Origin of the sequence: Roseovarius sp. (genome assembly GCF_965277045.1) — a bacterium.
In the GTDB taxonomy this organism is placed as follows: Bacteria; Pseudomonadota; Alphaproteobacteria; order Rhodobacterales; family Rhodobacteraceae; genus Roseovarius.
Genome location: NZ_OZ255712.1, coordinates 3,173,310 through 3,200,118, shown reverse-complemented (window position 1 = coordinate 3,200,118; position 26,809 = coordinate 3,173,310). Strand labels below are relative to the sequence as shown.

The following is a 26,809-nucleotide window of genomic DNA, read 5'->3' as shown; positions in this document are numbered from 1 at the left end:
GGCGCGGATCACTCCGCGCCCTTCGCACATAATAACCAGGGACAGGCCCAACCGCGCAAAAGCGCACACAATAATCCGGGCCGCCAACGGGGACACTTCAGATGACAATAATGACCGACCCTCAACAGGAGTCGTTTCGACCATCTATGCTGTTGAACGATACACGCTATCGTTCCTACACCTTCCAGTTCATCGCCCTGATGGTGCTGATCGGGATCATCGCCTACCTGGGCTACAACCTTGTGCTCAACCTGCGGGCTGCGGGTCTGAACATCAGTTACGAATTCCTGGGTGAGCCGGCGGGGTACGACATCAACCAGACGCTGGTGGAGTATACCAGCCGAAGTTCGCACCTGACCGCCGCCATCGTCGGTATCCTGAACACGCTATTGGTGGCGTTCCTGGCCTGTGCCACGGCGACGATCTTCGGCGTGATCGCGGGCGTGCTGCGGCTGTCGAACAACTGGCTCGTCCGCAAGCTGATGTCGGGCTATGTCGAGGCGTTCCGCAACGTGCCGGTGCTGATCTGGATCATCATCATCTTCACGATCATGACCGCCGTCCTGCCCGCGCCGAGCGCGTTTCGCGGAGACGACCCGGACGCGTCGATGATCTTGGGGTCGGTCGCCTTCACCAACCGTGGCGTCTATGTGCCGATGCCGGTTTGGGGGCCGGGGTCGATGGTAGTCGTGGTGACGTTCATCCTGTCGGTCATCGGGGTCTTCGCCTATCGCCGCTATGCCAAGAAGCTGCTTTATGCCACGGGGAAACTGTTGCCGATGGGCTGGCCGTCGCTGGCGATCCTCTTCGTGCCGTCGATCCTGATGTTCTTCATCATGGGGCAGCCGATCACTTTGGATTTCCCGGAACTGGGCGGCTTCAACTTTCGCGGCGGCCTGCAGATCGGGGCACCGCTGATCGCGCTGTGGTTCGCGCTGTCGATCTATACCGGCGCCTTTATCGCGGAGAATGTGCGCGCCGGTATCCTGGCGGTCAGCAAGGGCCAAACGGAGGCGGCAGCGAGCCTGGGCCTGCGTCCGCGCCGGATCATGAACCTCGTAATCCTGCCGCAGGCGCTGAGGGTCATCATCCCGCCGCTGATTTCGCAGTATCTGAATATCACCAAGAACTCTTCGCTGGCGATTGCCGTGGGCTATGCCGACATCACCGCCACGCTGGGGGGGATCACGCTGAACCAGACGGGCCGCGCCATCGAATGCGTGCTCTTGCTGATGTTGTTCTACCTGCTGATCAGCCTCGGGATCTCTGCGGTGATGAACATTTACAACAACGCCGTGCGGCTGAAGGAGCGCTGAGATGTCTGACACACATGCAGAATCCGTCGCTTATGTCCGCGACACCATGTTGCCGGAAACGCCACCGCCGGCGGCGGAAACCGGCATCACCAAGTGGATGAAAAAGAACCTGTTCGCGACGATCCCCAACTCGGTGCTGACCGTGGCGGCGATCGTGGTGATCTATTTCCTTCTGGCCGCGACGCTGCCCTGGATCCTGAACGGCATCTGGAACGCGACGTCGATCCGGGAATGCCGCGAGATCCTGGACGGTGCGACCGGGGGCTGTTTCGCGGTGCTGAGCGACCGCTGGAACCAGCTCTTGTTCGGGTTCAAGTATCCCAGCACGGAATACTGGCGCCCGGCGCTGGCCTTCCTGCTGTTGTTCGTGGCGGCGGCGCCGGTGATGTTCTTCAAGTACCTGCCACGGCAGATGCTGCTGTTCACCGGCGTTTACCCGTTCCTGGCATTCTGGCTGATCTGGGGCGGGTCCATCGTGCCGCCGCTGTTGCTGCTTCTGGGGTTCGTCGCGGCCTATGTCGCGTTCAAGGCGCTGGAAAAGCGGGGCTTCGGCGTCGCGGTGCTGGGGAGCCTCGGGGTGCTTGTCGTCGCGATCCTCCTGGCCGGCAGCATCGGCAAGATCGAGGTGCTGCGGCTGGAGCAGGTGGCGTCGCGCGACATGGGGGGCTTTTTGCTCAACATGATCCTCGGCACGGTCTGCGTGTCGCTGTCGATCCCGATCGGCATCGCGCTGGCGCTGGGGCGGCAATCGGACATGCCGATCATCAAGTGGATCTGCGTCGTCTTCATCGAGTTCATCCGGGGCGTGCCGCTGATCACTCTTCTGTTCGTGGCGAACGTGGTTCTGGCCTATTTCCTGCCGCCGGGCACGACATTCGACCTGATCATCCGGGTGATCATCATGATCACCGCCTTCGCGTCGGCCTATATCGCCGAGGTGATTCGCGGGGGGCTGGCGGCGCTGCCGCGCGGGCAGTACGAGGCGGGCGACAGCCTTGGCCTGGACTATGCCCAGGCGATGCGGCTGATCATCCTGCCGCAGGCGCTGAAGATCTCGATCCCGGGCATCGTCAACGTGGCGGTGGGCCTCTTCAAGGACACCACGCTGGTCTCGGTGATCTCGATGTTCGATCTGGTCGGCATGATCCGGGGTCCGATCTTGGCCTCGACCGACTGGAACGGGGTCTACTGGGAGCTGTTCGGGTTTGCCGCGCTTCTGTTCTTCGTCGTCTGTTATGGCGTGTCTCAATATTCGCAGTGGCTTGAGCGCGAGCTCAACACTGATCACAGGTAAGGGGAGGGTTATCCATGGCGGAAACCGCTCAAATGCAGGTCTCGGACGAAATCGCGATCCGGATCGAGAACATGAACAAGTGGTACGGCACGTTCCACGTGCTGCGCGACATCGACCTTGCGGTCCACCGGGGCGAGCGCATCGTCATCGCGGGGCCGTCCGGGTCGGGCAAGTCGACGCTGATCCGGTGCATCAACGCGCTGGAAGAGCACCAGAAAGGCCGGATCGAGGTGGATGGAACGGTCCTGTCGTCGGACATCAAGAACATCGACAAGATCCGGTCGGAGGTCGGGATGGTGTTCCAGCACTTCAACCTGTTCCCGCACCTGACGATCCTTGAGAACTGCACGCTGGCGCCGATCTGGGTGCGCAAGATCCCCAAGCGGCAGGCCGAGGAAACGGCGATGCATTTCCTGGAAAAGGTGAAAATCCCCGAGCAGGCGGACAAGTATCCCGGCCAACTGTCGGGCGGTCAGCAGCAGCGGGTCGCCATCGCGCGGTCGCTGTGCATGAAGCCGCGGATCATGCTGTTCGACGAACCTACGTCAGCGCTGGACCCCGAGATGATCAAGGAAGTGCTGGACACGATGGTCAGCCTTGCCGAGGAAGGCATGACGATGCTGTGTGTGACGCACGAGATGGGCTTTGCCCGGCAGGTGGCGAACCGGGTGATCTTCATGGACCAGGGCCAGATCGTGGAGCAGAACGAGCCGGAAGAGTTCTTCAACAACCCGAAGAGCGACCGGACCAAGTTGTTCCTCAGCCAGATCCTCGGGCACTGATAGAAGGCCTTCGGGGCCTTACACCCAGACACGCCGCCGGGCCTGCAATATCTGCACCCGGCGGCGTATTTCGTCCTGCACGGGGCCGTGGCGGGGCGAGTCGCGGATCGTCTCGACAAGGTGGTCGGGCCGGGCGCCGCGCTGGCGGGTCCAGCTGAGCGCGGCGAGAACCGACCGGGCGCGTTCCGGCAGACGGTCGGGGATGTCCAGCCCGTTGAGCGTGGCCCAGACGCCGGACCAGAGCCGGCCCACCGTCCAGGGATTGTAGCCGCCCCCGCCCAGCACGAGCAGGCGCGGAGCCATCTGTTTCAGGGCCGTGACGACTTGCCAGTGGGCGTTGTTCGATAGGGCGAGTCGGGCAAGAGGATCTTCCAGCACGGCGTCGGCCCCGCATTGCAGAACGATGACCTCGGGGCGCCAGTCCTGCACGGCGGGCAGCAGTACGGCGTCGCGGATGAGGGCAATATCGTCGTCATGGGTGCCGCGTGGCAGGGGCAGATTGATGGCGTGGCTCCCCGCGCGGTCGTCGAGCGCGCCGGTGAAGGGCCAACGGGCCTCTTCGTGGGTCGAGATCATCAGCACGCGCGGGTCGCCGTGAAAGGCGGCGGCAACGCCGTCGCAATGATGCGCGTCGATATCGACATAGGCGACGCGAGTCAGGCCCTGCGCGAAGAACGCCTTGATGGCCAGAACCGGGTCGTTGAGATAGCAGAAACCGGCGGCATGGTCGGCCATGCCGTGATGCGTGCCGCCGCCCGGATTGTAGACGATGCCGCCCTGCGCCAGCAGGTCCGCTGCCAGAAGCGACCCGCCGGCGGCGGTGGCCGGGCGGCGATAGATCTCGGGGAAGATCGGGTTGGAGAGGGTCCCGATCTGGTGGCGGGTCCTGATGGCCTCGTCGATAGTGCGGAGCGCCTCGGCCTGTTGCAGGGCGGTGATATAGGCGGGCGTGTGAAAGCGCGTCAGCGCCGCGGGCTTGGCGCGCGGGCTGACGCGGAACTGGGTGCGAGGCAGCCAGCCCATTGCGCGGCAGAGGTCCATCACGGTGGGCACGCGGGGGATGCTGAGCGGATGGCGCGCGCCATAGCTGGAGCCGCGATAGATCTCGGAGCCGATGAACATCGGATGCGACGCGGCGGCGGTCACTCGGTCAGGTCGCGCGGCGTCACGAAGGCCTCGAACCTGCCGGTGCCCGGTTGCAGCGCATTCCAGTCGTCGATGTCGAACCGGGCCACGAGGGTCGCGCCGGTGGGATAGTCCTCGAAGCGGGGATGGTCGGGCTGTGCCAGCATCAGGTCGCGGGCGAACCAGGCGATACCGGGGTTGTGGCCCAGCATCAGGACGGTCTGGCCGGTGGCACGGGTCTTGAGCGCCTTGAGCATGTCGCCGGAACCGGCATGGTAAAGCTGATCCAGCACCTGGCGGTCGCAGTCTATCCCGAGTCTTTGCAGGGTTTCGACCGTGCGCGCCGAGGAGGACACCAGCGCCTCGTCCACGACGATGGTCTGGCTGCGCAACCAGTTGCCGAGGGCATCGGCCGAGAGCTTGCCGCGCTTGTTCAGCGGGCGGTCATGGTCGTCGAGGCCGGGGTCGCCCCAGCTGGACTTGGCGTGACGCATCAGAACGAGACGTCTCATTTGAAGGCCCTCATGTGAAAGGCGGACTGGTCTTCCAGCCGCCCGTAGGACTGGCTGACCGGGCAGGCCCGGCGCACCGCGCATCCTTTTGACATACAATCGTTTTCCGGTCTGTCCAAGTCTGCCTTGCAGGCGGCGATGTCGTAGGTGCCGCTGGCGAAGGCATCGACGGGGCAGGCGGTCACGCACGGCTGAGCGCCGCAGCTGTCGCACGGGTTGGGCGGAGGCGCGGGCGTGTCCAGCCTGTCGGCAAAGCCGAGCGCCCCGCGATACGAGACCATCAGCCCGGCGGTGTCATGCACCAAGAGGCCCACCGGAGAGGAATGCGCCCGCCCGCTGGCCTTGGCCCAGGCGATGAACGGCTGGAACGGCGGGCCGCCGAAGGGGAAGAACGCGGTCGCCTGAAGCGCGTGCGCAAGGCCGCCGATCACGCGCGACGACCAGCGATCCAGCGGGTCGGGCGACGCGTCGGCATATTCCGGCGACGCGGTGAAGGCGGGCCAGAAGCCGGGCTCGCGCGGGCCGAGCAGGACTAGGGTGCCGATGCCCTCGGGCGTCTCTGGCCCGGTGACGGTGCCGAAGACATCCAGGTGGTGCGGGGCGGCGGCCCGTGCGATGGCGTCGAGAGTTGTCATCTGCGGAAAAACGGAAGGCCCAGCGACCAGCCAAGACGCGATGGGCGGTCATCCTGCCACTGAAGGCCGATGGTCATGTCGTCGTGCCCCTTGGCCGGCTGGGCGATGTAGGTGCCGAAGATACGATCCCAGATCGACAGGGCGAAGCCGTAATTGCTGTCATGTTCGCGGCGCTGGTCGGAATGGTGCACGCGGTGCATGTCGGGGGTCACCAGCACCTTGCGCAGGGCGGCGTCCAGCCCCAGCGGCAGCTTGATATTGGCGTGGTTGAACATGGCGGTGCCGTTCAGGATGATCTCGAACAGGATGATGCCGAGCGCGGGCGGGCCGAGCAGGTAGACAAGCCCGATCTTGAGCAGCATCGACAGCGCGATTTCCACCGGGTGAAATCGGATCGCGGTGGTCACGTCGATATCGCGGTCGGCGTGATGGACCCGGTGGATGCGCCAAAGCAGCGGCACCTTGTGGGTCACCAGATGTTGCGCCCATATGGCAAGGTCGAAGATCAGCACGGTCAGGACGACGGCGATCCAACCGGGCAGGTCGATGGCGTTCATCAGGCCCCAGCCGTTGGCCTCGGCATCCACGGCGGCACCTACGGCCAGCAGCGGCAGGGCGAGCGCGAGGGCGCGCAGGGTCAGCGTGTCGAGGAGGACGATGGCCCAGTTGGTGATCCAGCGCGTGTTGCGGGGCTGAGTGCGCACGCGTCGCGGCGCCCTAGCCTCGATCAGGGCCAGGACCGCGAAAAGCCCGATGAAGACGGACAGGCGGATCAGCAACTCGTTTTCCATGCGGTATATTTATTGCATCCGCATGTGTCCGCAAAGAGACGAAGGGTCACAACGCGGTGACGCGATGTGCGGGCCTTACCCTGCGCGGATCAGCGAGCCGGAGCCGTGTTCGGTGTAAAGCTCCAGCAGAACGGCATTGTCCAGCCGCCCGTCGAGGATGACTACGCCGCGCACCCCGTAGGAGAGCGCGTCGAGCGCGGTTTCGGTCTTGGGGATCATGCCGCCCGAGATGACGCCCTGGTCGGTCAGGGACTTGATCTGCGAGGCGGTGAGTTCGGTAAGGATGTTGCCTTCGCCATCGCGCACGCCGTCCACATCCGTCAGCAAGAGCAGCCGGTCAGCCCGAAGTGCAGAGGCGATGGCGCCGGCGGCGGTGTCGCCGTTGATGTTGAAGGTCTCGCCGTTATGGCCCGCGCCGAGCGGGGCGATCACGGGAATGGCATCGTCGTGAAAGAGCGTGTGCAGGATCGACGGATCGACCTTGTCGGGCGTGCCGACGAAACCGAGCTTGGGGTCGGTGGGCACGCAAGTGATGAGGCCCGCATCCTTGCCCGAAAGACCCACCGCCTTGCCGCCCTGGGCGTTGATGGCCTGTACGATGCGCTTGTTGACGCGGCCCGACAGGACCATCTCGACCACTTCCATCGTGGCCTCGTCGGTGACGCGTTTGCCGTTCACGAAATCGGACTTGATATTCAGCTTTTCCAGCATTTGGTTGATCATCGGCCCGCCGCCATGGACGATCACCGGGTTCACGCCGACCTGCCGCATCAGCACCACGTCGCGGGCGAAGGTGGCCATCGCGGCGTCGCTGCCCATGGCGTGGCCGCCCAGCTTGATCACGACGATGGCGTCGTCGTAGCGCTGAAGGTACGGCAGCGCTTCGCTGAGGGTGCGGGCGGTGGTGAGGTTGTCGCGGGTCATGTCTCGGGTCTTCATGGGCGTGATCCTTGTTCGAAGGCGTTATCACCGGACGGGCGCTGACGCGCAAGACTTTAGGTGACCCCCACCCTGGCCCTCCCCTCGGGGGAGGGAAGCGGGAAATCTGGCCGACCCCGCTGCGGGAGCGGCGGAGACGAAATGGCTATTCCAGCGTGGCGATGATGGCGCGCAGGGTGGCGATGCCGTCGCCCTTTTCCGAGGAGGTCAGGACGATCTCGGGGAAGGCGGCGGCGTGGGCGGCAAGGCGGGTGCGCACCTGTGCCAGCATCTTGTCGCGTTCGGCGGCCTTGACCTTGTCGGCCTTGGTCAGCACGCATTGGAAGGTCACGGCGGAGCTGTCGAGCAGGGCCATGATCTCTTCGTCCACCGGCTTGATCCCGTGGCGGGCGTCGATCAGGACGAAGGCGCGGCGCAGGGTGGCGCGGCCCGACAGGTACTGTTTCAGCAGCGCCTGCCATTTCTCGACCTTCGGGAGAGGTGCGTTGGCATAGCCGTAGCCGGGCAGGTCCACCAGGAACGTCTGACCGCCGAGGTCGAAATAGTTGATTTCCTGCGTGCGGCCGGGCGTGTTGGAGGCGCGGGCGAGCGCCTTGCGACCCGTCAGCGCATTGATCAGGCTGGATTTTCCGACATTGGAGCGCCCGGCGAAACAGACCTCGGGGCGGTCGGCGGGGGGCAGGCCGGACATGTCCACGACGCCCTTGACGAAGGTGACCTCGCCGGCGAAGAGCTTGCGGCCGGATTCGACGGAGGCGTCGTTGGGGGGCTCGGCCAGGGGGAACGGGAGCGCCATCAGACGGGCTCCACCGTGTCGCCGACACGGATGTCGCCCGAGCGCGTGACGGTGGCGTAGATGCCGAAATCCTGGTGCCCGAAGCGGTTGTTCAGTGTGCCGAGCGTGTCGGCGTCACGTTCGCCGGTCTGCGGATTGGCGGTGGTGGCGAGGCAGCGCTTGATCGGTTCCCGTACGCTCAGTTCGGCCTCGCCGATGCGCAGGGTCCGGCCGATCAAGTCGAACTCGGCCCATGCGTCCAGCCCCGACAGGTGGATGTTGCCGCGCCAGCGCAGGGGCGAGATGTCCTGGTGCATCGCGTCGGTCATGGCGTCGTTGGAGCCGAGGTTGATCAGGCTGATCGAGGGATAATCGGTGTCGGTCATGCCGCGCCCCGGCACGCGCACGAGCCGGGCCGATTGCGCGCGGTCGGCGGGCATGAGCGGGCGCACCCAGTCGAGAAAGGCGTCCTGGTTCTGTTCGGGATCGAAGGTCAGGTCGGGCCGGTCCGGATGGGTAAGCGTGACGCTGCCGGACTGGTCGTCCACGCGCGCCGAGATGGCCATGAGCGTGCCGGTCTTCGCCCCGCGCGAGAAGTTCGCGCAAGGCGCCCATTCGGTGCCGTCGGCCCTGGACATTTCGTGGGCGACCGCCCAGCGGCGGTCCCACGGCATGGTCCGGCCTTCGGTCAGGGTGACGGTGTCCAGCGCTTCGCGGCCGTGCCCCTTGATCGGGTGACGCCAGAGCGCTGCAACCGTCGCGATCATTTCTTTCCGTCCTCGGACTTCTTCTCGGGCGGGGTCTTTTTCTTGAAGCTGGACTTGATGTTGCCGAAGACGTCCGGTTTGTAGCCCTGGCTGCGCATGATCAGGTATTGCTGGCTGAAGGTGATCGTGTTGTTCGCGATCCAGTAGAGCACGAGACCGCTGGCAAAGCTGCCCAGCATGAACATGAAGACCCAGGGCATCCACGCGAAGATCATCTGTTGCGTCGGGTCGGTGGGGGCCGGGTTCAGTTTCTGTTGCAGCCACATGGACACGCCGAGGCAGAGCGGCAGGATGCCGATGAAGATCAGCGCCAGGATCGAGCCCGGTTCGGGCGCGGCCCAGGGCAGCAGCCCCCAGAGATTGTAGAGCGACGACGGGTCAGGCGCCGAGAGGTCACGAATCCACCCGATCCAGGGCGCGTGGCGCAGCTCGAGCGTGACGAAGATCACCTTGTAGAGCGAGAAGAAGATCGGGATCTGCATCAGGATGGGCAAACAGCCCGAGGCCGGGTTGACCTTTTCCTTGCGATAAAGCTCCATCATCTCCTTCTGGAGCTTCTGACGGTCGTCGCCGGCGTTTTCCTTGATCTTCTCCATCTGCGGCTGCAGTTCCTTCATCTTCGCCATGGAGACGTAGGACTTGTAGGCAAGGGGCAGCAGGATCGCCTTGATGATCAGGGTCAGCGCGATGATCGCCCAGCCCATGTTGCCGATCAGTTGGTTGAGGTTGTGCAGCAGCCAGAAGATCGGCTTCGTCAGGAAGAAGAACCAGCCCCAGTCGATCGAGTCGAGGAACTTGGTCACGCCCTCGTCATTCTGGTAGTGGCGGATGGTTTCCCATTCCTTGGCACCGGCGAAAAGGCGCGTCTGGATGGTCACTTCCTGTCCCGGCGCGACGGTTTCGGTGCGCTGCTTGATATTGGTCTGGTAGATGTTGCGATTGGTGTCCTGGAAGGTCGAGAAGGTCGAGCCTTCGGCCTGGCCGGGGATCAGCGCGGTCATCCAGTAGTGGTCGGTGAAACCGGACCAGCCGGCCTCTTGCAGGGCGATGTTCTCATGCGCGCCGGCGGGTTCGAAATCGTCGTAGTCGATCTCGCGCAGCTCGCCGTCGGTCAGGCTGATGCCGCCTTCGTGCAGGATGAAGAAATTCTTGAGGTTCGGCGGCAGGCCATGGCGGGCGAGGATGCCGTAGGGGGCGACCGAGGCGGCGCTGTCGCCGGTGTTCCGCACGGATTGCGCGACGTTGAACATCGAGCGGTCATCGACGGACATTTCACGGCGGAACGTCAGGCCGGCGCCGTTGTCCCAGGTCAGGACCAGCGGGTTTTCGGGCGTCAGCGGACCATCGGATTCGACGTCCCAGACGGTGTTGGCGCCGGGAACCTGATCCGGGGTCAGGCCACTGCCGGGCGCCCAGCCAAAGAGCGCATAGTAGGCCCGGTTGGTGCCGGCGGGCGACAGAAGCGTGACGATGGGCGCGTCGGGTTCGAGCGTCTCGCGATATTTCTTGAGTTGCAGGTCATCAATGCGGCCCCCCCGCAGCGAGATCGTGCCTTGCAGGGTGGGCGTGTCGATTTCGACGCGCGGCGTGTCGTCGGGCTCTGCTTCGGCCTGCTGCGCGTCGGGCGCCGCGGCGGTGTCGCCGGCCGTGCTGGGGACGGTGGCCGTATCGCCCGCAGGCTCTGACGGGGCGGTGCCGGTTTCGGTCGTGGAGGTGCTGGTGGTGGTCGCCTCGGGGGTCTCTTCCGGTTCCGGCGGTGGGAACACAAGGAACCAGACAAGGATTACCAACAGGCTGAGGCCCGTCGCCAGCAGAAGATTGCGGTTCTGTTCGTCCATCGCCGATGGCCACCCGTGCATGTTGTCTCGCTTGGGGCGTTCAACAGAGTGCGGGGGCAAAGGTCAAGGGGTCTGGAAAGATTCCTGACGCGGCGGAGCGTCCTACCCGACGTTGCGCCCGATGCACGGAGGCGTCTGGACCCTGGTCATGTGGTCGGTGATCCAGCCGGCTGTCTGGGCGACGGGCATGGGGCGGGCGATGCCGAAGCCCTGGACGTGGCCGACGCCCAGTTGCGCCAGCATCGCGTGCTCGCCGGCCGTTTCCACGCCTTCGGCGATGGTTTCGAGGTCGAGCTGTTCGGCCATCAACTGGATCGCGTTGACCAGGCGTTGCTGTTGCAGGTCGCAGTCCAGTCTCTTGACGAAGGAGCGGTCGATCTTGAGCCGATGGACCGCGAACCGGCGGATCGAGGAAATCGACGCATGGCCGGTGCCGAAATCATCGAGGTCGATCCGGCACCCGAGCTTGGCCATCTGGCTGATATTGCGCACGATCATGTCGTCGGGGGAGTAGGCGACGACCGTTTCGAGGATTTCGACGGTCAGCCGAGAAGGGGCAATATCGTGGCGGTCCAGTTCCCAGGTCAGCCGGTCGACGAGTTTGGGATCGCGCAGCTCGTCCGCGCAGAAATTGACACCGACCTGCGGGATGTCAAAGCCCGCGGCGTCCCAGGATTTGAGCGCATCGAGCGCGTCGCGCAGGATGCGCATCCCGAGAATGTCGGCCTTGCCCATCTTCTGCAGCACCGGCAGAAACTCTGCCGGGGGGATCAGGCCGCGCACGGGATGGTCCCAGCGGGCCAGCGCCTCGAACCCGGAAATGCCGCCCGTATCGGTGGAAATCTGCGGCTGGAACCAGGCGTTGATCTGTCCGTCGGCCAAGGCGGTCAGAACTTCTGCCGCGTGGGTTTCCGGCACGGCGGCAATGTGGCGCAGTTCGGGGCTGTAGGCGCGGATGGCGGATGGCGCGTGGCGTCGCGCCTCGATCAACGCGAGGCCGGCGGCATCGGACAGCTCGCGCCCGGAGGCATCGCGCAGAAAACTGTCCAGGCAGAAGCCGACGGAGGCGGAGAGGTAGATCGTGGCGGCATCCACCGAGATCGGTTCCTCCGCCGCGGCCTGCAGGCGCGTGGCCAGTTGCAGGCCGATCTCGGAATCGAGCTGCCGGATGGGGGCCAGCGCGATGCCGAACTGCCCGCTGGAGAGGGCGACGAGCGTGTCGTGATCCCGCAGAACGCTGGCAAGGCGATCCGCGATGCAGCTCTGTACCCGATCCGCCGCCGCCCGGCCGTGCCGGTCGAGCAGGGTTCCGAAATCGTCGACCTCGACGATGATGCAGCCCGTTCTGCGCAGGCAATTGCGCGCGATATCAAGGGTTTCCTGCAGCACTTGTTCAAATTGATCGGGACGGTTCGGCGGCGTTTCGGACGGCGACGAATGGCGCAGCCACGCCAGGCCCAGCGGCACGATCAAGGCGGTCGCCAGCAGCAGGGGTTCGCCGCCCAGCCAGAAACCGCCAAGCACCAGCGCCGGCAGGAAGGCCAGCGCCTGCGGCCCCGTCAGGACCGCGGCCAGGGAACAGCGAAGGGACGTCACGTATTGGCGCAAGGACAGGATCCCGTGTGCGAAGCAATCGCCTGCAGGCTATCCCCAGCTGTTCAATAGCCCCTTAACGCAACTTCGGCATCTCTTCGTCTTCTCTGTCGAATTTTATCGATTCGCGCGTGAGCCCTTCGAAGTCGAAGAGTTTCGGGTCGAGCAGGTGCGACGGACGCGCGTTCATCAGGGCGCGGAACATGACCTGGCGGCGGCCGGGGCTGTTGGCTTCCCAGCCGTCGAGGATCTGCTTGACCTGCTGGCGCTGCAACCCGTCCTGCGAGCCGCAGAGATCGCAGGGAATGATTGGGTAGTTCATCGCGCGGGCAAAGCGCTCGCAATCGGCCTCGGCCACGTGGGCGAGGGGGCGATAGACGAACAAATCGCCCTCTTCGTTCACCAGCTTGGGCGGCATGGTGGCGAGGCGCCCGCCGTGAAAGAGGTTCATGAAGAAGGTTTCAAGAATATCGTCGCGGTGATGGCCCAGCACGACGGCGGAACAGCCTTCCTCGCGCGCGATGCGATAAAGATGTCCGCGTCGCAGGCGGGAACAGAGCGCGCAATAGGTGCGTCCGGCGGGAACCTTGTCGACCACGACGGAATAGGTGTCCTGGTACTCGATCCGGTGGGGCACGCCCATGTCTTCGAGGAACTTGGGCAGGACGGTCGCCGGAAAGCCGGGCTGACCCTGGTCGAGGTTGCAGGCCAGGATGTCGACCGGCAGAAGGCCGCGCCACTTCAGCTCGTGCAGGACGGCCAGCAGCGTGTAGCTGTCCTTGCCGCCGGACAGGCAGACCAGCCAGCGGGAGTCCTTTTCAACCATGCCATATTGTTCGATCGCCTCGCGCGCCTGGCGCACGACACGTTTGCGCAGCTTGCGGAACCCCGTGGTTTTCGGAGCACCGGCGAAGAGCGGATGGATATCGTCGGCATCGTCGAGCATGATGCGGCGTTTAGAGCGATTCACGCCACCGGGCAAGCGCCGCCGTCAGGCGCCGGCGTCGATCAGCGCCTGCAGGATGGCTTTGGCGCTGTCGGAACTCCAGTCGGCGTCGCCCTGAAGGCGGGCGATTTCGCGGCCTTCACGGTCGAGGATGACGGTGACAGGCAGACCCAGCACCCCCATCTGGCGCGACAGCCCCATTTTGGGGTCGGCGTGCAGCGGCAGGTTGTCCACCTCGATCTCGTCGAAGAATTTCTTCATCGCAGCAGGCGCGTTGCGGCCCGAGGCGATGGTGACGACCTCGAAATCGTCGCCGCCCAGCTGGGCCTGAAGGTCCGAGAGCATGGGCATCTCGTGGCGGCAGGGGGCGCACCAGGTGGCCCAGAAATTGACCAGGGTGATCTTGCCTTGGAAGTCCGCCAGGGTCAGGTCGCCGCCGCCTTCGGATTTGAAGGCCTCGGCGGGCACCGGCTTGGCCTCGGAATGGACGACCAGTTTCTTCATGTCGCCGTCGCGCAGGTCGGTGATGTCGGCGGATTGCGCCATTGCGGCGTTTGCACCGAGTGCGAGGGCCATATAAAGGACGATGGACTTCAGAGATTTCACAGCGCCTCCGACGAGTTCAGACATGACAGAGAAGACCTCCAACAAGATGTGGGGCGGCCGGTTTGCCGCCGGGCCCGATGCGATCATGGAGGCAATTAATGCCTCGATAGATTTCGACAAGCGCCTCGCCGCGCAGGATATCGCGGGCTCGCGCGCCCACGCGGCCATGCTGGCCGCGACGGGTATCGTAAGTGATAGCGATGCGGACGCGATGCGGGAAGGCCTGCTCACGGTGTTGTCAGAGATCGAAAGCGGGGACTTTCCGTTCTCGAAGGCGCTGGAGGACATTCACATGAATGTCGAGGCGCGGCTGAAGGAGGTGATCGGCGAGCCGGCGGGGCGGCTGCACACCGGGCGCAGCCGGAACGACCAGGTGGCGACGGATTTCAAGCTGTGGGTGCGCGATCAGCTGGATGCCTGCGATGCGGCGTTGGTGGCGCTGATGAGAGCGTGCCTGACGCAGGCCGAGGCCGGGGCCGACTGGGTGATGCCGGGCTTCACCCATTTGCAGGTGGCGCAGCCGGTCACCTGGGGGCATCACATGATGGCCTATGTCGAGATGTTCGGGCGGGACCTGTCGCGCGTGCGCGATGCACGCAAGCGGATGAACGAATGCCCGCTGGGCGCGGCGGCCCTTGCGGGCACGTCCTTTCCCATCGACCGGGAGATGACGGCGAAAGAGCTGGGGTTCGACCGGCCCGCGGCGAACAGCCTGGATGCGGTGAGTGACCGGGATTTCGCGCTGGAATTCCTGTCGGTGGCCAGCATCTGCGCGATGCACCTCAGCCGGATGGCCGAGGAACTGGTGATCTGGTCTTCGGCGCAGTTCCGTTTCGTGACTTTGAGCGACCGGTTCTCGACCGGGTCGAGCATCATGCCGCAAAAGAAGAACCCCGATGCCGCCGAGCTGATCCGCGCCAAGATCGGGCGCATCTTCGGGGCGAACGTGGCGCTGATGACGGTGATGAAGGGCCTGCCACTGGCCTATTCCAAGGACATGCAGGAGGACAAGGAGCAGGTCTTTGACGCCGCGGACAACCTGATGCTGGCATTGGCGGCGATGGAGGGGATGGTCCGGGACATGTCGGCCAACCAGGGCGCGCTGGAGGCGGCGGCAGGTGCAGGGTTCTCGACCGCGACGGACCTGGCGGACTGGCTGGTGCGGGTGCTGGGCCTGCCGTTCCGCGATGCGCATCACGTCACCGGCGCGCTGGTGGCCAAGGCGGAAGCCAAGGGGTGCGACCTGCCGGAGCTGAGCCTGGAGGAGATGCAATCTGTGCATGGCGAAATCGACGAAGCGGTCTATGATGTGCTGGGCGTGCACAACTCTGTCGCCTCGCGCATGAGCTATGGCGGGACCGCGCCGGAGCAGGTGCGCCTTCAGGTCGGTCGCTGGAAGGAGATTCTGGGATGAAGCGTGTGATTGCATGTCTGGCCATCATGGTGCTTGCCGGCTGCGGCGTGGATGGCGAGCCGATACCACCGGGCAGCGAAGCCGACGATACCGTGGCACGGAATGATCCCACACAGGTGCGGCCAAACCTGAACGGGTCACTGACCGTGGGCACCAACGGATCGCGGGCCAGTGTGGGCACGTCGGTCGTCAGCGGTAACGTGTCGGTTCACGTGGGCACGGTGTTTTGAAGTACGTCTTCCTGGCTCTGGCCGTCTGGGGAGCAATCCACCCGATGGCGTGGTTCGTGGCGTGGTTCAACGCGAACGGATACAGCCTGATGGGCATGGTCGAGGCGTGGCACGCCAATGCCGCGACCAGCGGGCTCGTCTGGGATCTGACGATTGCCGCCGTGGCGCTGACGCTCTGGGTGATCTGGGAAGCGTCGCAGGCGCAGGACTGGCTGCGCCTGGTCGCGATTCCGGCGACCTTTTGCATCGGGGTCAGTTGCGGATTGCCGCTTTATCTGTTTCTGAGGATGCGGCGCGGGTAAGACCCGTGGACTCTTGAGTATTTTCAGCAAGAAAAAGCGCGCGATGGATCATTTTCTTTACCGGGACGGCGAGCTTCATGCCGAGGATGTGCCCGTGGCCGAGATCGCCGCGGAAGTAGGCACGCCGTTCTATTGCTACTCGACCGCCACGCTGACGCGGCATTTCCGGCTGTTCGACGAGGCGCTGGACGGGATGCCGCACCTGGTGTGCTACGCGATGAAGGCGGCCAGCAACCAGGCGATCCTGAAGACGCTAGCGCAGCTTGGCGCAGGGATGGACGTGGTCTCGGGCGGGGAATACCGGCGGGCGCGGGCGGCCGGCGTGCCGGGCGAGAAGATCGTGTTCTCCGGCGTCGGCAAGACCCGCGAGGAAATGCGCATCGCGCTGGAAGGCGGCGTGCGACAGTTCAACGTGGAAAGCGAGCCGGAAATGGCGGCGCTTTCGGAGGTGGCGGTGTCGCTGGGCGTCGAGGTGCCGATCACGGTGCGGGTGAACCCGGACGTGGACGCCAAGACCCATGCGAAGATCGCCACCGGCAAGAGCGAGAACAAGTTCGGCATCCCGATTGCGCGGGCGCGCGAGGTCTATGCCGAGGCGGCACGGCTTCCGGGCCTCAAGGTGATCGGGATCGACGTGCATATCGGTAGCCAACTGATCGAGCTGGAGCCGTTTCGGCTGGCCTATCGCAAGGTGGCGGAGCTGACCGAAGCGCTGCGCGCCGACGGTCACGAGATCACCCGGCTGGACCTTGGCGGTGGCCTGGGCATTCCCTATGAGCGGTCCAACACGGCGCCCCCGCTGCCCACGGATTACGGGGCGCTGATCAAGGAAACCGTCGGGCATCTGGGCTGCGAGATCGAGATCGAGCCCGGACGGCTGATCGCGGGCAATGCGGGCCTTCTTGTCAGCAAGGTGATCTATGTGAAATCGGGCGAGGGGCGCGATTTCCTGATCCTCGATGGCGCGATGAACGACCTTATCCGCCCGGCGATGTACGACGCCTATCACGATATCGTCCCGGTGAAGGAGCCAGCGCCGGGCGCGGAGCCGGCCAAGTACGACATCGTGGGGCCGGTCTGCGAGTCGGGAGACACGTTTGCCAGGGAGCGGGCGATGCCGCCGGTGGGCGAGGGCGACCTTGTGGCGTTTCGCAGCGCCGGTGCCTATGGCGCCGTCATGAGCAGCGAATACAACACGCGGCCGCTGGTGCCGGAAGTTCTGGTGCATGAGCATCAATTTGCCGTCATCAGGCCAAGGCCGACCTTTGACGAGATGATAAATCGCGATACCATCCCTCAATGGTTGTGATGCGGTTGTCGCGTCGGCAACCCACGCGCAGGGATGCATGTCACAGGCAAAGAACACCACTTTCGACACGGTGATCAAGCGGTTGAAGCGCCCGCTGATGCTGACGTGGGCGGGGTTGATCGCCGAGCGGCTGGTACGGGCGTTCTGGCCGTTGTGGTGCGTGATCATCGCGGTTTGCGCGGCGCTGATGCTGGGCCTGCACGATATCGCGCCGGTGGAGCTTGTGTGGATCGTGGCGGTCCTGTCGGGCGTCGCGGCGCTGGGTTTTGCCGCGATCGGCGCGCGGCGCTTCGCCTGGCCGTCGCGGGACGAGGCGATTCGCCGGATGGACGGCGTGCTGCCGGGGCATCCCCTGGCGGCCCTGGCCGACCGGCAGGCCATCGGCGGCGGCGACACGGGGTCGGAGGCGCTGTGGCGGGCGCACATCCAGCGCATGGAGACCCGCGCGGGGCAAGCCAAGGCGGTCGAGCCGGACTTGCGCCTGGCGCGGCGCGATCCGTTCGGATTGCGCTATGTGGCGCTCTTGGGCCTGGTCGTGGCGCTGCTGTTCGGGTCGATCTGGCGGGCCGGCACGGTGACGCAGATGACGCCCGGTGGCGGCGCGGCGCTGGCTAGCGGACCGACCTGGGAAGGCTGGATCGAGCCGCCGGCCTATACCGGCTTGCCGAGCCTTTACCTGAACGACCAGGACGGCGCGTTCAGCGCTCCGGAAGGCAGCCTTGTGACCTTGCGGTTCTACGGCGAGGTCGGCGCGCTCAGCATGACCGAGACGGTGTCGGGCCGGACAGAGGACGTTCCACCGGCGACGGATATCGAACAGAGCTTCGAGATCGTGAAGGACGGGACCCTGCGGATCGACGGGCCCGGGGGCGAGGAATGGAAGATCACGGCGCTGCCCGATGCACCGCCGGAAGCGTCGGTGTCCGAAGGGCTGGACGTCACCTTTGACGGGCAGATGAGCCAGCCGTTCGAGGCCAGCGACGACTATGGCGTCGTGGGCGGCACGGCGACGTTCGAGCTGGCGCTCGACGAGGTGGACCGGCGTCATGGCCTGACCGCCGAGCCGGATGCGCGCGACCCGATCGTGCTGGACCTGCCGCTGCCGATCACGGGCGGGCGCGAGGCCTTTACCGAGACGCTGATCGAGAACCTGTCGGAGCATCCCTGGGCGCATCTGCCGGTGCGCCTGACGCTGAATGTGCGCGACGAGCGCGACCAGGCGGGGCAAAGCGAGGCAGTCGTTATGGATCTGCCCGCGCGTCGGTTTTTCGACCCGATGGCGGCGTCAGTGATCGAACAGCGGCGCGACCTTCTGTGGGCCAAGTCCAATGCGCGGCGGGTAAGCCAGATGCTGCGCGCGGTGTCGCACAACCCTGAACCGGGCCTGTTCAAATCGGAAACCGCCTATCTGAAACTCCGCGTCATCCTGAGACGGCTGGAGACCTTCGTCGACCATGCCAGCCTGACCGACGAGAACCGCGACGAGCTGGCGCAGGCGCTGTGGGACCTGGCCGTCCTGCTGGAAGACGGCGATATCGGCGACGCGCTGGAACGGATGCGCGCGGCGCAGGAGCGCCTGAGCGAGGCCATGCGGAACGGCGCGAGCGAGGACGAGATCGCGCGGCTGATGCAGGAACTGCGCGACGCGACGCAGGATTACCTGCGCCAGAAATCGCAGCAGGCGCAGCGCGAGGGCGATCAGACGGACGAGCCCGACCGGGGCCAGTCGGACGACATGCAGATGCTGACCGATCAGGACCTGCAGGACATGATGGACCGCATCCAGGAGCTGATGGAACAGGGCCGCTTTGCCGAGGCGCAGCAGGCGCTGGAAGAGTTCCAGCAGATGATGGAGAACCTGCGGATGGCCGAAGGTCAGCAAGGGCAGGGCGGGGACAATCCCGGGCAGCAGGCCATGGAAGGTCTGGCCGAGACGCTGCGCGATCAGCAGGGTCTGTCGGACGAGGCGTTCCGGGACCTGCAGGAACAGTTCAATCCCGGCGCACAGGCCGGCGAGTCACAGGGCAACGAAGGCCGCAATGGCGGACAGGGCCAGGGCCAGCAGCATTCGCAGCAAGGCCAGGGGCAACAGCCGGGTCAGCAGCAAGGGCAGGGTCAGGGCCAGCAAGAGGGTCAGCAGCCCGGCCAGGGCCAGGGCAACCAATCCGCCGAGGGCCAGCAGGGCGGTCAGGCCGGCGCCCTTTCGGACCGGCAGGAGGCGCTGCGCCGCGAACTCGAACGCCAGCGGCAGGGCCTGCCCAATGTCGGCGGTCAGGCGGGCGAGGATGCCCGCGACGCGCTGGACCGGGCAGGTCGCGCCATGGAAGGTGCGGAAGAAGCCTTGCGCGGCGACGATCTGGCCGAGGCGATCGACCGGCAGGCCGAGGCGATGGACGCCCTGCGCGACGGTATGCGCAGTCTGGGCGAGGCGCTGGCCGAGAACAGCCAGTCTCAGCCTGGCCAGGGACAGGCGCAAAGCCAGACACCCGGCCAGTTCGGCGAGCAGGATCCGCTGGGCCGGTCGCAGCGCGGCCTGGCCGGCGACCAGGGCGAGTTCACCGCGCGCGAGGATGTCTATCGCAGGGCCGGGGAGCTTCTGGACGAGATCCGCCGCCGCTCTGGCGAGACGGCGCGCCCCGAGGTCGAGCTCGACTATCTGCGTCGGTTGCTGGACAGGTTCTGAGACCGCGTGACCGAGCCGCATGACTGAGCCGCGTGGCCCCGATTGCCGGATCAGCCGCCGCTCGCGTCGGTTTCGGAAAGCGAGCTTGCCATGTTCTGGATCAGGTCGTTGAGCCCCGCACGCCACCCGTTCACGGTCTCGACATAGCCGGACAGGAGCCCTGCCATCTGCGGAACCGCGTCCGCCAGCTGCGGCGCAAAGACGTAAAGCACCAGCGCCAGCACGGCCAGAACGACGGCCAGCCGAAAGCCGGCGCGAAATCCGTTCTTGCCGGACGCTGCGGTGACATCCTGCGCCGCAGACACCGACCGGCTGTCTTCCTTTTTGCCGTCGGAATCGAGTGACGAGTTGATCTCGTCGATATCGGGCAGAAGATTGCTGCGCGAGGAAGGGTCGATATCGTCGACCTCGGCCTCGGTCTTTTGCGCCTCGGGTTTGCCGCGAAGGCGGGCCATGCGGGCGCGGGCCTCTTCCGAGCGCCTTTGCGCGTCGTTGTCGGTGTCCTGCAGGCCCAGTTCCTGCTGGGTCTCGACCGTGCCGCGATTGTCCATCGCGCGCGCGCGGTATTCGCGCTCGGCTTCTTCGCGCAGGACGTCGGCGACGGCGGGGTCTATCTCGCGGCGCTTCGGTTCTGTGGGCGGGTCATCGTGGTCTGCGGCCGGGAAATATTCCTCCTGGTCGATGGCATCGTCCACGTCATCTTCGGTGCTGTCGGGGGCATAATGGTCCGCGTCGTCCGGCTCGGCGCCATAGTCGTCCGCATCGTCCTGCCAGGGAGGCTCGCTGCTCGGCACCGTGTCGGTTGCGGGAGCGGCGGGTTCCTCTTCTACAAGGTCCTCGGGTGCGTGATCCGGATGATGCTGAAACCAGGTCGAGCCGCAGTCGGAACACTGCACGTCGCGACCTGTTTCGGGAATGACTTCCGTGGGAACTTCGTATTGCGCCCCGCAATTTGGGCATATCAACCGCATCTTGCCACCCGCTGCCTTCGCCTCACCGGCATATCCGTGCTTTTATTCCGCAAACCTTACGCAGAAATACCCGACCGGAAAAGAGGCAATAGGGTAAGTGCCGTAGTCGTTGCACAAGTGTGTCCTGTGGGGCATGAAGGGCAAAATGCATTGGGGGCCGAAGTGATCGAGCTGGAAAACGTCGCCTACAGCTATGGCGGGGGGGAACTGCTGAGTGACATCTCGCTCAAGCTCCAGGCCGGGTCGTTTCACTTTCTGACCGGCCCGTCGGGCGCGGGCAAGACGACCTTGCTCAAACTCTGTTACGGTGCGCTGATGCCCACCGCCGGCGAGGTGCGCCTGTTCGACACCGACGTGCGCGCGATGGAGCGCGACGATATCGCCTATGCCCGCCGCCGGATCGGGGTGGTGCACCAGGATTGCCAGTTCCTGGATCACCTGAGCGTGGCCGACAACATCTCGTTGCCCCTGATGGTGTCCGGGCGCGACCTGTTGAACGAGTCCGCTAACCTCAAGGAATTGATCGGCTGGGTCGGGCTGAAATCGCGGGCCGACGCGCTGCCGCCGGAACTGTCGGGGGGCGAGCGGCAACGGGCGGCGCTGGCGCGGGCCATCATCATGTCGCCCGACGCGGTGCTGGCGGACGAGCCCACGGGCAACGTCGACTGGGAGATGTCCCAGCGCTTGCTGCGGCTGCTGATCGAACTCAACCGCATGGGCAAGACGATCATGGTCGCGACCCATGACCTTGCGCTGATCCGCGCGGCCAAGAGCCACGTGCAGGCGCGCGTCCTGCGCATCTCGAACCGGCGGCTGCAACTGGCGGGGGCGGACCTGTGAAGGTGGATTTCACCCGAGTGACCGAGTTCATCGTCGGCGATACGCAGGCCGACCGGGTTGTGCCGCCGACAGGCTTTACCGCGTCGCTGACGCTGTTCAGCGCGGCGGCGATGGCGTTTCTGGCCGTCTTCGCCCTGGCGCTTTCGATGGCGACCGGGCGGCTGGCCGATCGCTGGGGCTCGGAGCTGGCACGGTCCTCGACGATCCGCATTTCCGCACCCGAAGGACAGATGGCGGCGCAGACCGCGGCGACATTGAAGATATTGGAAACGACCAAGGGCGTCGCTTCGGCCCGGGCGCTGGACCCCGATGAACAGCGCGCCCTGCTGGAGCCGTGGTTCGGACCCGACCTGCCGGTGGACACGCTGCCCATTCCGCAACTGATCGAAGTGATCGAGGAGGGCGAGGGCTTTGACGCCGGCGGGCTGCGGCTGCGTCTGGCGGCCGACGTCCCGGGGGCGGTGCTGGACGATCACACGCGCTGGCGCAGGCCGCTTGTCAGCGCGGCCACGCGGCTGCGGATGCTGGGCTACATCTCGATCCTGCTGATCGGAGCGGCGACGGCGGCGATGATCACGCTGGCGGCCAATGCCGCGCTGGCGGCGAACACGCAGGTGATCGGCGTGCTGCGCCTCGTGGGCGCGCGCGACACCTATATCGCGCAGGCCTTCGTGCGGCGCTTTACCCTGAGGGCCCTGACCGGGGCAGCAGTGGGCACCGCGCTGGCGGGGCTGGCTGTTTTCCTGTTGCCCGCAGCGCAGGACGAAGGCGGGTTCCTGACCGGACTGGGCTTTCGCGGCTGGCAGTGGGTGTGGCTGTTGGTGATACCGCCGCTGGCGGCCGGAGTGGCCTTTGCCGCGACCCAGGCCGCGGCGCGCAAGACGCTGAAGGACACGCCATGAGACACGCGTTGCAATGGGTCAGATCGGCGATCTTCGTGGGCCAGATCTATTTCATGATGCTGCCCATCGGGATCGTGTTCCTGCCCTGGGCGCTGGTGTCCTCGCGGGGCGCGAACGCCGCCTGCAAGGCGTGGTGCGCCTGGGTCCGCTGGACCGCGCGCTGGATGGTGGGGTTGAAGACCGAAGTGCGCGGCACACCGCCCACGCAGGAATGCCTGATCGTCGCCAAGCACCAGTCTTTCCTGGATATTATCCTGATTTTCGCCAGTGTTCCGGCCGGCAAGTTCATCATGAAACGCGAGCTGATGTATGCCCCGATCATCGGGCAATACGCGCTGAAACTGGGCTGCGTGCCCGTGGACCGGGGCAAGCGCAGCCAGGCGATCAAGAAGATGATCGCGGATGTGGGACGGGGGCGTCTGCGGCCCGGCCAACTGATCATCTACCCGCAGGGCACGCGCATCGCGCCCGGGGTGAAGGCGCCCTACAAGATCGGTTCGGCAATCCTCTATCAGGAGATGGCGCAGGACTGCGTTCCCGTGGCGACGAATGTCGGGCTGGTCTGGCCACGCAAGGGGGTGATGCGGCGTCCGGGAACGGGGGTGGTGGAGTTCCTGCCGGCGATCGAGGCGGGGTTGCCCAAGGAGGAATTCATGGCGCGGTTGGAGCAGACGATCGAGAGCAATTCCGACCGCCTGATGCGTGAAGCGGGGTTCGATCCAGATGAAGTTCATTAACGATATCAAGGCGCTGGAGGCACTCTACGGCACGCCCGGCGCCGCCAGCACGCGCAAGGTGGTGCATCGGCTGACACCGCTTTACCGAAAATGGATCATGACCGCGCGCTATTGCGTGCTGACCACGGTCGGCCCGGACGGCACCGATGGCAGCCCGCGCGGCGACGAGGGCCCGGTGGTGCTGGACCTGGACGAGACGACCCTGGCGATGCCCGACTGGCGCGGGAACAACCGTCTGGATTCGCTTAGGAATATCGTGTCGGACGGGCGCGTATCGTTGATGTTCATGGTGCCGGGATCGAACACGGTGGTGCGGGTGAACGGAACTGCAAAGTTGACCGACGACGAAGGGCTGCGCGCCCGGTTCGAGCAGGCGGGCAGGCACCCGGCAACGGTGATCGTGATTGCCATTTCCGAGATTTACAGCCAATGCGCCCGGGCCACGATCCGGGCCGGTCTGTGGAGCCGGGACGACAGTGACGGACTGCCGACGGTGGGCGAGTTGCTGGCCGAGGCCTCGGACGGCGAGGAGGGCGGCGCGGAGTATGACGCGGGATGGAGCGCCCGGGCGGCGAAGACGATGTGGTAGCTGGTGCAGGGTTGGTTAACGCGATTTGGCACGTCGGTATCGCGTCGGTATTTCAGTAGCATCGCGTCGGTGGAAATGACTCGGGGTATGAAAGGTTAACATCAGGTGCAGTCCGCCGACGAGAATTTGCCACACTGCCGCGAATGTCAGTTTTGAGCCCATACTTATTGAATGCTGCGCGGCGAGCGAAGGTCTGCTTTCTGAGTTTGAAAGTACGCCGTCACGCGGTAAACACTACCGTATGGGTATTTCATATTTCGACTTGAGCGTTCCAACCTTCCTACAGACCGTGGTCGCGGTTAGTGTCTGGCTCGACAAAGCCTCGAAGCATTGTTCTGCAAACGACTTGGACGCTGACGACTTGGTTTCAGCGCGTCTCACCGAAGATATGGCACCTTTGTTTTTCCAGATAGAATGCGTGGACAATTATTCGGTCTGGGGACTCGACGCCGTTAAGCAAGGTGTTTTTAACCCTCCAGCCCTTGAAGGCGTTGTCCCTTTCGAGAGGTTGCAGGAGAGGATTGCCAATACTGAGGCCGTGCTGAAAGACCTCAAGTCTCAGGAGGTAGACGCTTTGTCAGGCAAAGAGCTTGACATGCAAATACACACAAACCCTAGCAAATCTCCATTCACGGCAGAGACTTACTTGCTTTCTTTTCTTTTGCCGAGTTTCTACTTCCACGCGGTTACCGCGTACGACATCCTTCGCACGCAAGGCGTCCCGATAGGAAAGACGGATTTCGAAGGCCAACTTCGAAGCGAGCCACTATAGCTTAGCAAAGCCGACATTGGCGCAGCCACAGCGATCGCCCGCTCAGTCCCGCACAGCCGACCTTGGTACCGTCCGCGGCGAAGGTCGGGAAAGAGCCCAGAATGAAGGATGCGGCACCATCAAGACATGACTGGTTTTTAGATCTGCTGGCGGGGAATGTTGATTTTCACCTATCCTTCGAGGCCCGCGAATGAGCCACGAGCGCATTTGCATGGCCGTGACCGAGTCCGTGTTCAGACTTGAGCCAGGCAACTGTCTCCATGTGCTTCTCTTCGGGTCTGTCTGCGATGATGGCGAGCCAATGCTGAACCGGCTTGCCGTAAGTCTTCTCGATAGAAGGGAAATAGGAGGCCGGGCCTTTGACCTTGTCTTTCATGGAACGGTTTCTCTCATGCCTATTGCTCTAGCGTAGAATGCCGGGAAAAACGGCAAGCCGCAACTCTCTGACCAAGAAATGCTTCATGGTGGAGTGTGCGCACTAACACTGCGCCAACTGCATCGCTAGAGCCAAATGTATTGGCCCCTTTCCATTCAGGAAAGCCGAAGTTGGCACAAGCCGCAGCGAATGGCAGCTTTGTCCGCACACCGGCCATTCGACGCGGCACTTGCGCCTCGAACTTGTCCCCGTCAGCGGACAATTCAGGAGCCAAAGAGCAAATAGGCGCAGGCGGGGCCAGCCCCGCCCGCATTGAGCATCACGAGTGAATCGGCCCGTCGCCGCAGGCCAGGGCCGCTTCGCGCACGGCCTCGGAATAGGTCGGGTGGGCGTGGCAGGTCAGGGCCACGTCCTCGGCCGCGGCGCCGAACTCCATCGCGACGCAGATCTCGTGGATCAGGTCGCCGGCCATGGGGCCGATGATATGCGCGCCGAGGATGCGGTCGGTTTCCTTGTCGGCGAGGATCTTGACGAAGCCGTCGGCGGCGAAGTTCGCCTTCGCCCGGCCATTGCCCATGAAGGAGAACTTGCCGGCCTTGTAGGCGCGGCCTTCTTCCTTCAATTGCTCCTCGGTCTTGCCGACGGCGGCGACCTCGGGGTGGGTGTAGATCACGCTGGGGATGACGCCGTAATTGACGTGGCCATGCTGGCCCGCGATGACGGCGGCGGCTGCCATGCCCTCGTCCTCGGCCTTGTGCGCCAGCATCGGGCCCGAGATACAGTCGCCGATGGCGTAGACGCCCTTGACGTTGGTCTGCCAGTGGTCATCGGTCTTGATCTGGCCGCGCTCGGTCATCTCGACGCCGAGGCTGTCCAGCCCCAGCCCGTCGGTGAACGGCTTGCGCCCCGTGGCGACCAGCACGACGTCGGCATCGAGGGTTTCCTCGCTGTCGTCCTTGCGCAGCTTGTAGGTGACCTTGGCCTTGGTCTTCATCGCTTCGACGCCTTGTACGGCGGCGCCCATGATGAAGTTCAGGCCCTGCTTTTTCAGCAGCTTGTGGAAGTTCTTCTGCACCTCGCCATCCATGCCGGGGGTGACATGGTCGAGATATTCCACGACCGTCACGTCGGAGCCGAGGCGGGAATAGACCGAGCCAAGCTCCAGCCCGATGACGCCAGCGCCAATGACGACCAGCTTTTTCGGCACTTTGGGCAGTTCCAGCGCGCCGGTCGAGGAGACCACGGTTTTCTCGTCAATCTCGACACCCGGAAGCGTGCTGACCTCGGAGCCGGTGGCGATGATGATGTTCTTGGCCTCGTGCGTTTCGTCGCCGACCTTGACCTTGCCCGCCTCGGGGATGGAGCCCCAGCCCTTGAGCCAGTCGATCTTGTTCTTCTTGAACAGGAATTCGATGCCCTTGGTGTTCTGGCCGATCGTGTCGTCCTTGTAGGACAGCATCTGTTTCCAGTCGACCGAGGGGCTTTTGCCCTTGAGGCCCATCGACGCGAAGTTGTGCTCCGCCTCGTGCAGCATGTGGCTGGCGTGCAGGAGCGCCTTGGAGGGGATACAGCCCACGTTCAGGCAGGTACCGCCCAGAGTTTCGCGGCCTTCGACGCAGGCGGTTTTCAGGCCAAGCTGGGCGCAGCGGATGGCTGCGACATAGCCGCCGGGGCCGGAACCGATTACGATGACGTCATAGGAAGCCATTTGATATTCTCCTTCGCGTGTCGGGCGTGTTGGTCCCGAACCTATGCTTTTTGTGTT

At 64.7% G+C, this 26,809-nt stretch carries 27 protein-coding genes; 13 read left to right on the top strand and 14 right to left on the bottom strand.

The genetic code is table 11. The features are described 5' to 3' along the window. Positions 1 to 101: 101 nt before the first annotated feature. Genes ACQY4V_RS16020 through ACQY4V_RS16010 form a run of 3 tightly spaced genes read left to right on the top strand, consistent with a single transcriptional unit; the run spans position 102 to position 3,392 of the window. The gene (locus tag ACQY4V_RS16020; RefSeq protein ID WP_428513346.1) at positions 102 to 1,316 is read left to right on the top strand and encodes an amino acid ABC transporter permease; all 1,215 of its coding nucleotides are present in this window, start codon (positions 102 to 104) and stop codon (positions 1,314 to 1,316) included. Between the two features lies 1 nt (position 1,317). Continuing rightward, the gene (locus ACQY4V_RS16015; RefSeq protein WP_428513344.1) at positions 1,318 to 2,610 is read left to right on the top strand and encodes an amino acid ABC transporter permease; all 1,293 of its coding nucleotides are present in this window, start codon (positions 1,318 to 1,320) and stop codon (positions 2,608 to 2,610) included. A 14-nt stretch (positions 2,611 to 2,624) separates the two neighbouring features. Beyond that, positions 2,625 to 3,392, top strand: coding sequence for an amino acid ABC transporter ATP-binding protein (locus ACQY4V_RS16010; protein WP_428513342.1), 768 nt, complete (start codon positions 2,625 to 2,627; stop codon positions 3,390 to 3,392). An 18-nt stretch (positions 3,393 to 3,410) separates the two neighbouring features. On the opposite strand, the gene ACQY4V_RS16005 is transcribed toward ACQY4V_RS16010, so the two are convergent. The 11 genes from ACQY4V_RS16005 to ACQY4V_RS15955 form a co-directional block, all read right to left on the bottom strand. Next, positions 3,411 to 4,514 carry an acetoin utilization protein AcuC gene (locus ACQY4V_RS16005; RefSeq protein WP_428517275.1) on the bottom strand — a complete coding sequence of 368 codons (1,104 nt, stop codon included), beginning with the start codon at positions 4,512 to 4,514 and terminating at the stop codon, positions 3,411 to 3,413. A gap of 20 nt (positions 4,515 to 4,534) precedes the next feature. Continuing rightward, positions 4,535 to 5,029: a SixA phosphatase family protein gene (locus ACQY4V_RS16000; protein ID WP_428513340.1), complete on the bottom strand. Its 495-nt coding sequence runs from the start codon at positions 5,027 to 5,029 to the stop codon at positions 4,535 to 4,537. Then, the gene (locus ACQY4V_RS15995) at positions 5,026 to 5,664 is read right to left on the bottom strand and encodes a 4Fe-4S dicluster domain-containing protein (RefSeq protein WP_428513338.1); all 639 of its coding nucleotides are present in this window, start codon (positions 5,662 to 5,664) and stop codon (positions 5,026 to 5,028) included. Before ACQY4V_RS15995 ends, ACQY4V_RS16000 begins: the two co-directional genes overlap by 4 nt. Continuing rightward, positions 5,661 to 6,455 (bottom strand): sterol desaturase family protein, encoded by a 795-nt coding sequence (locus ACQY4V_RS15990; RefSeq protein WP_428513336.1) that lies wholly within the window; start codon positions 6,453 to 6,455, stop codon positions 5,661 to 5,663. Before ACQY4V_RS15990 ends, ACQY4V_RS15995 begins: the two co-directional genes overlap by 4 nt. A 75-nt stretch (positions 6,456 to 6,530) precedes the next feature. Then, complete coding sequence (gene argB, locus ACQY4V_RS15985) at positions 6,531 to 7,394, bottom strand: acetylglutamate kinase (protein WP_428513334.1); 864 nt, start codon at positions 7,392 to 7,394, stop codon at positions 6,531 to 6,533. A 145-nt stretch (positions 7,395 to 7,539) separates the two neighbouring features. Continuing rightward, positions 7,540 to 8,190, bottom strand: coding sequence for a ribosome biogenesis GTP-binding protein YihA/YsxC (yihA, locus tag ACQY4V_RS15980; protein ID WP_428513332.1), 651 nt, complete (start codon positions 8,188 to 8,190; stop codon positions 7,540 to 7,542). Next, a complete protein-coding gene (locus ACQY4V_RS15975; RefSeq protein ID WP_428513330.1) occupies positions 8,190 to 8,936 on the bottom strand; it encodes an MOSC domain-containing protein in 747 nt (248 codons plus the stop codon). The genes yihA and ACQY4V_RS15975 overlap by 1 nt, the downstream gene beginning before the upstream one ends. Then, positions 8,933 to 10,774 (bottom strand): membrane protein insertase YidC, encoded by a 1,842-nt coding sequence (gene yidC, locus ACQY4V_RS15970; protein ID WP_428517273.1) that lies wholly within the window; start codon positions 10,772 to 10,774, stop codon positions 8,933 to 8,935. The genes ACQY4V_RS15975 and yidC overlap by 4 nt, the downstream gene beginning before the upstream one ends. A 102-nt stretch (positions 10,775 to 10,876) precedes the next feature. Then, entirely contained in the window at positions 10,877 to 12,370 is a 1,494-nt protein-coding gene (locus ACQY4V_RS15965) for a putative bifunctional diguanylate cyclase/phosphodiesterase (protein ID WP_428513328.1), read from the bottom strand. 73 nt (positions 12,371 to 12,443) lie between these two features. Continuing rightward, the gene (ttcA, locus tag ACQY4V_RS15960; protein ID WP_428513326.1) at positions 12,444 to 13,313 is read right to left on the bottom strand and encodes a tRNA 2-thiocytidine(32) synthetase TtcA; all 870 of its coding nucleotides are present in this window, start codon (positions 13,311 to 13,313) and stop codon (positions 12,444 to 12,446) included. A gap of 45 nt (positions 13,314 to 13,358) precedes the next feature. Next, positions 13,359 to 13,943: a TlpA family protein disulfide reductase gene (locus ACQY4V_RS15955; protein WP_428513324.1), complete on the bottom strand. Its 585-nt coding sequence runs from the start codon at positions 13,941 to 13,943 to the stop codon at positions 13,359 to 13,361. Here ACQY4V_RS15955 and argH point away from each other — a divergent pair. Genes argH through ACQY4V_RS15930 form a run of 5 tightly spaced genes read left to right on the top strand, consistent with a single transcriptional unit; the run spans position 13,942 to position 19,857 of the window. Further along, complete coding sequence (argH, locus tag ACQY4V_RS15950; protein WP_428513322.1) at positions 13,942 to 15,333, top strand: argininosuccinate lyase; 1,392 nt, start codon at positions 13,942 to 13,944, stop codon at positions 15,331 to 15,333. The genes ACQY4V_RS15955 and argH overlap by 2 nt on opposite strands. Further along, complete coding sequence (locus ACQY4V_RS15945; RefSeq protein WP_152494060.1) at positions 15,330 to 15,563, top strand: hypothetical protein; 234 nt, start codon at positions 15,330 to 15,332, stop codon at positions 15,561 to 15,563. The genes argH and ACQY4V_RS15945 overlap by 4 nt, the downstream gene beginning before the upstream one ends. 44 nt (positions 15,564 to 15,607) lie before the next feature. Then, a complete protein-coding gene (locus ACQY4V_RS15940; RefSeq protein ID WP_428513320.1) occupies positions 15,608 to 15,865 on the top strand; it encodes a DUF2834 domain-containing protein in 258 nt (85 codons plus the stop codon). A gap of 43 nt (positions 15,866 to 15,908) precedes the next feature. Beyond that, entirely contained in the window at positions 15,909 to 17,174 is a 1,266-nt protein-coding gene (lysA, locus tag ACQY4V_RS15935; protein ID WP_428513318.1) for a diaminopimelate decarboxylase, read from the top strand. Between the two features lie 37 nt (positions 17,175 to 17,211). After that, a complete protein-coding gene (locus ACQY4V_RS15930) occupies positions 17,212 to 19,857 on the top strand; it encodes a TIGR02302 family protein (RefSeq protein WP_428513316.1) in 2,646 nt (881 codons plus the stop codon). A 50-nt stretch (positions 19,858 to 19,907) separates the two neighbouring features. On the opposite strand, the gene ACQY4V_RS15925 is transcribed toward ACQY4V_RS15930, so the two are convergent. Continuing rightward, positions 19,908 to 20,828 carry a zinc-ribbon domain-containing protein gene (locus tag ACQY4V_RS15925; RefSeq protein ID WP_428513314.1) on the bottom strand — a complete coding sequence of 307 codons (921 nt, stop codon included), beginning with the start codon at positions 20,826 to 20,828 and terminating at the stop codon, positions 19,908 to 19,910. 162 nt (positions 20,829 to 20,990) lie between these two features. Between ACQY4V_RS15925 and ACQY4V_RS15920 the strand changes: the two genes are divergently transcribed. From ACQY4V_RS15920 to ACQY4V_RS15900, 5 genes are all read left to right on the top strand, one after another. Further along, positions 20,991 to 21,668 carry a cell division ATP-binding protein FtsE gene (locus ACQY4V_RS15920; RefSeq protein ID WP_152494597.1) on the top strand — a complete coding sequence of 226 codons (678 nt, stop codon included), beginning with the start codon at positions 20,991 to 20,993 and terminating at the stop codon, positions 21,666 to 21,668. Continuing rightward, positions 21,665 to 22,570, top strand: a complete 906-nt coding sequence (locus ACQY4V_RS15915; protein WP_428513312.1) for a cell division protein FtsX — start codon at positions 21,665 to 21,667, stop codon at positions 22,568 to 22,570. The genes ACQY4V_RS15920 and ACQY4V_RS15915 overlap by 4 nt, the downstream gene beginning before the upstream one ends. Further along, complete coding sequence (locus tag ACQY4V_RS15910) at positions 22,567 to 23,307, top strand: lysophospholipid acyltransferase family protein (protein ID WP_428513310.1); 741 nt, start codon at positions 22,567 to 22,569, stop codon at positions 23,305 to 23,307. Before ACQY4V_RS15915 ends, ACQY4V_RS15910 begins: the two co-directional genes overlap by 4 nt. Beyond that, positions 23,294 to 23,896, top strand: coding sequence for a pyridoxamine 5'-phosphate oxidase family protein (locus tag ACQY4V_RS15905; protein WP_428513308.1), 603 nt, complete (start codon positions 23,294 to 23,296; stop codon positions 23,894 to 23,896). Before ACQY4V_RS15910 ends, ACQY4V_RS15905 begins: the two co-directional genes overlap by 14 nt. Before the next feature lie 262 nt (positions 23,897 to 24,158). After that, complete coding sequence (locus ACQY4V_RS15900; protein ID WP_428513306.1) at positions 24,159 to 24,668, top strand: DUF1993 domain-containing protein; 510 nt, start codon at positions 24,159 to 24,161, stop codon at positions 24,666 to 24,668. A 166-nt stretch (positions 24,669 to 24,834) separates the two neighbouring features. Here the strand turns inward: ACQY4V_RS15900 and ACQY4V_RS15895 are convergent, their stop codons facing one another. After that, positions 24,835 to 25,044, bottom strand: coding sequence for a DUF4287 domain-containing protein (locus ACQY4V_RS15895; protein ID WP_114293620.1), 210 nt, complete (start codon positions 25,042 to 25,044; stop codon positions 24,835 to 24,837). Positions 25,045 to 25,363: 319 nt separating this feature from the next. Continuing rightward, the gene (gene lpdA / locus ACQY4V_RS15890) at positions 25,364 to 26,752 is read right to left on the bottom strand and encodes a dihydrolipoyl dehydrogenase (RefSeq protein WP_428513304.1); all 1,389 of its coding nucleotides are present in this window, start codon (positions 26,750 to 26,752) and stop codon (positions 25,364 to 25,366) included. Between the last annotated feature and the right edge of the window lie 57 nt (positions 26,753 to 26,809).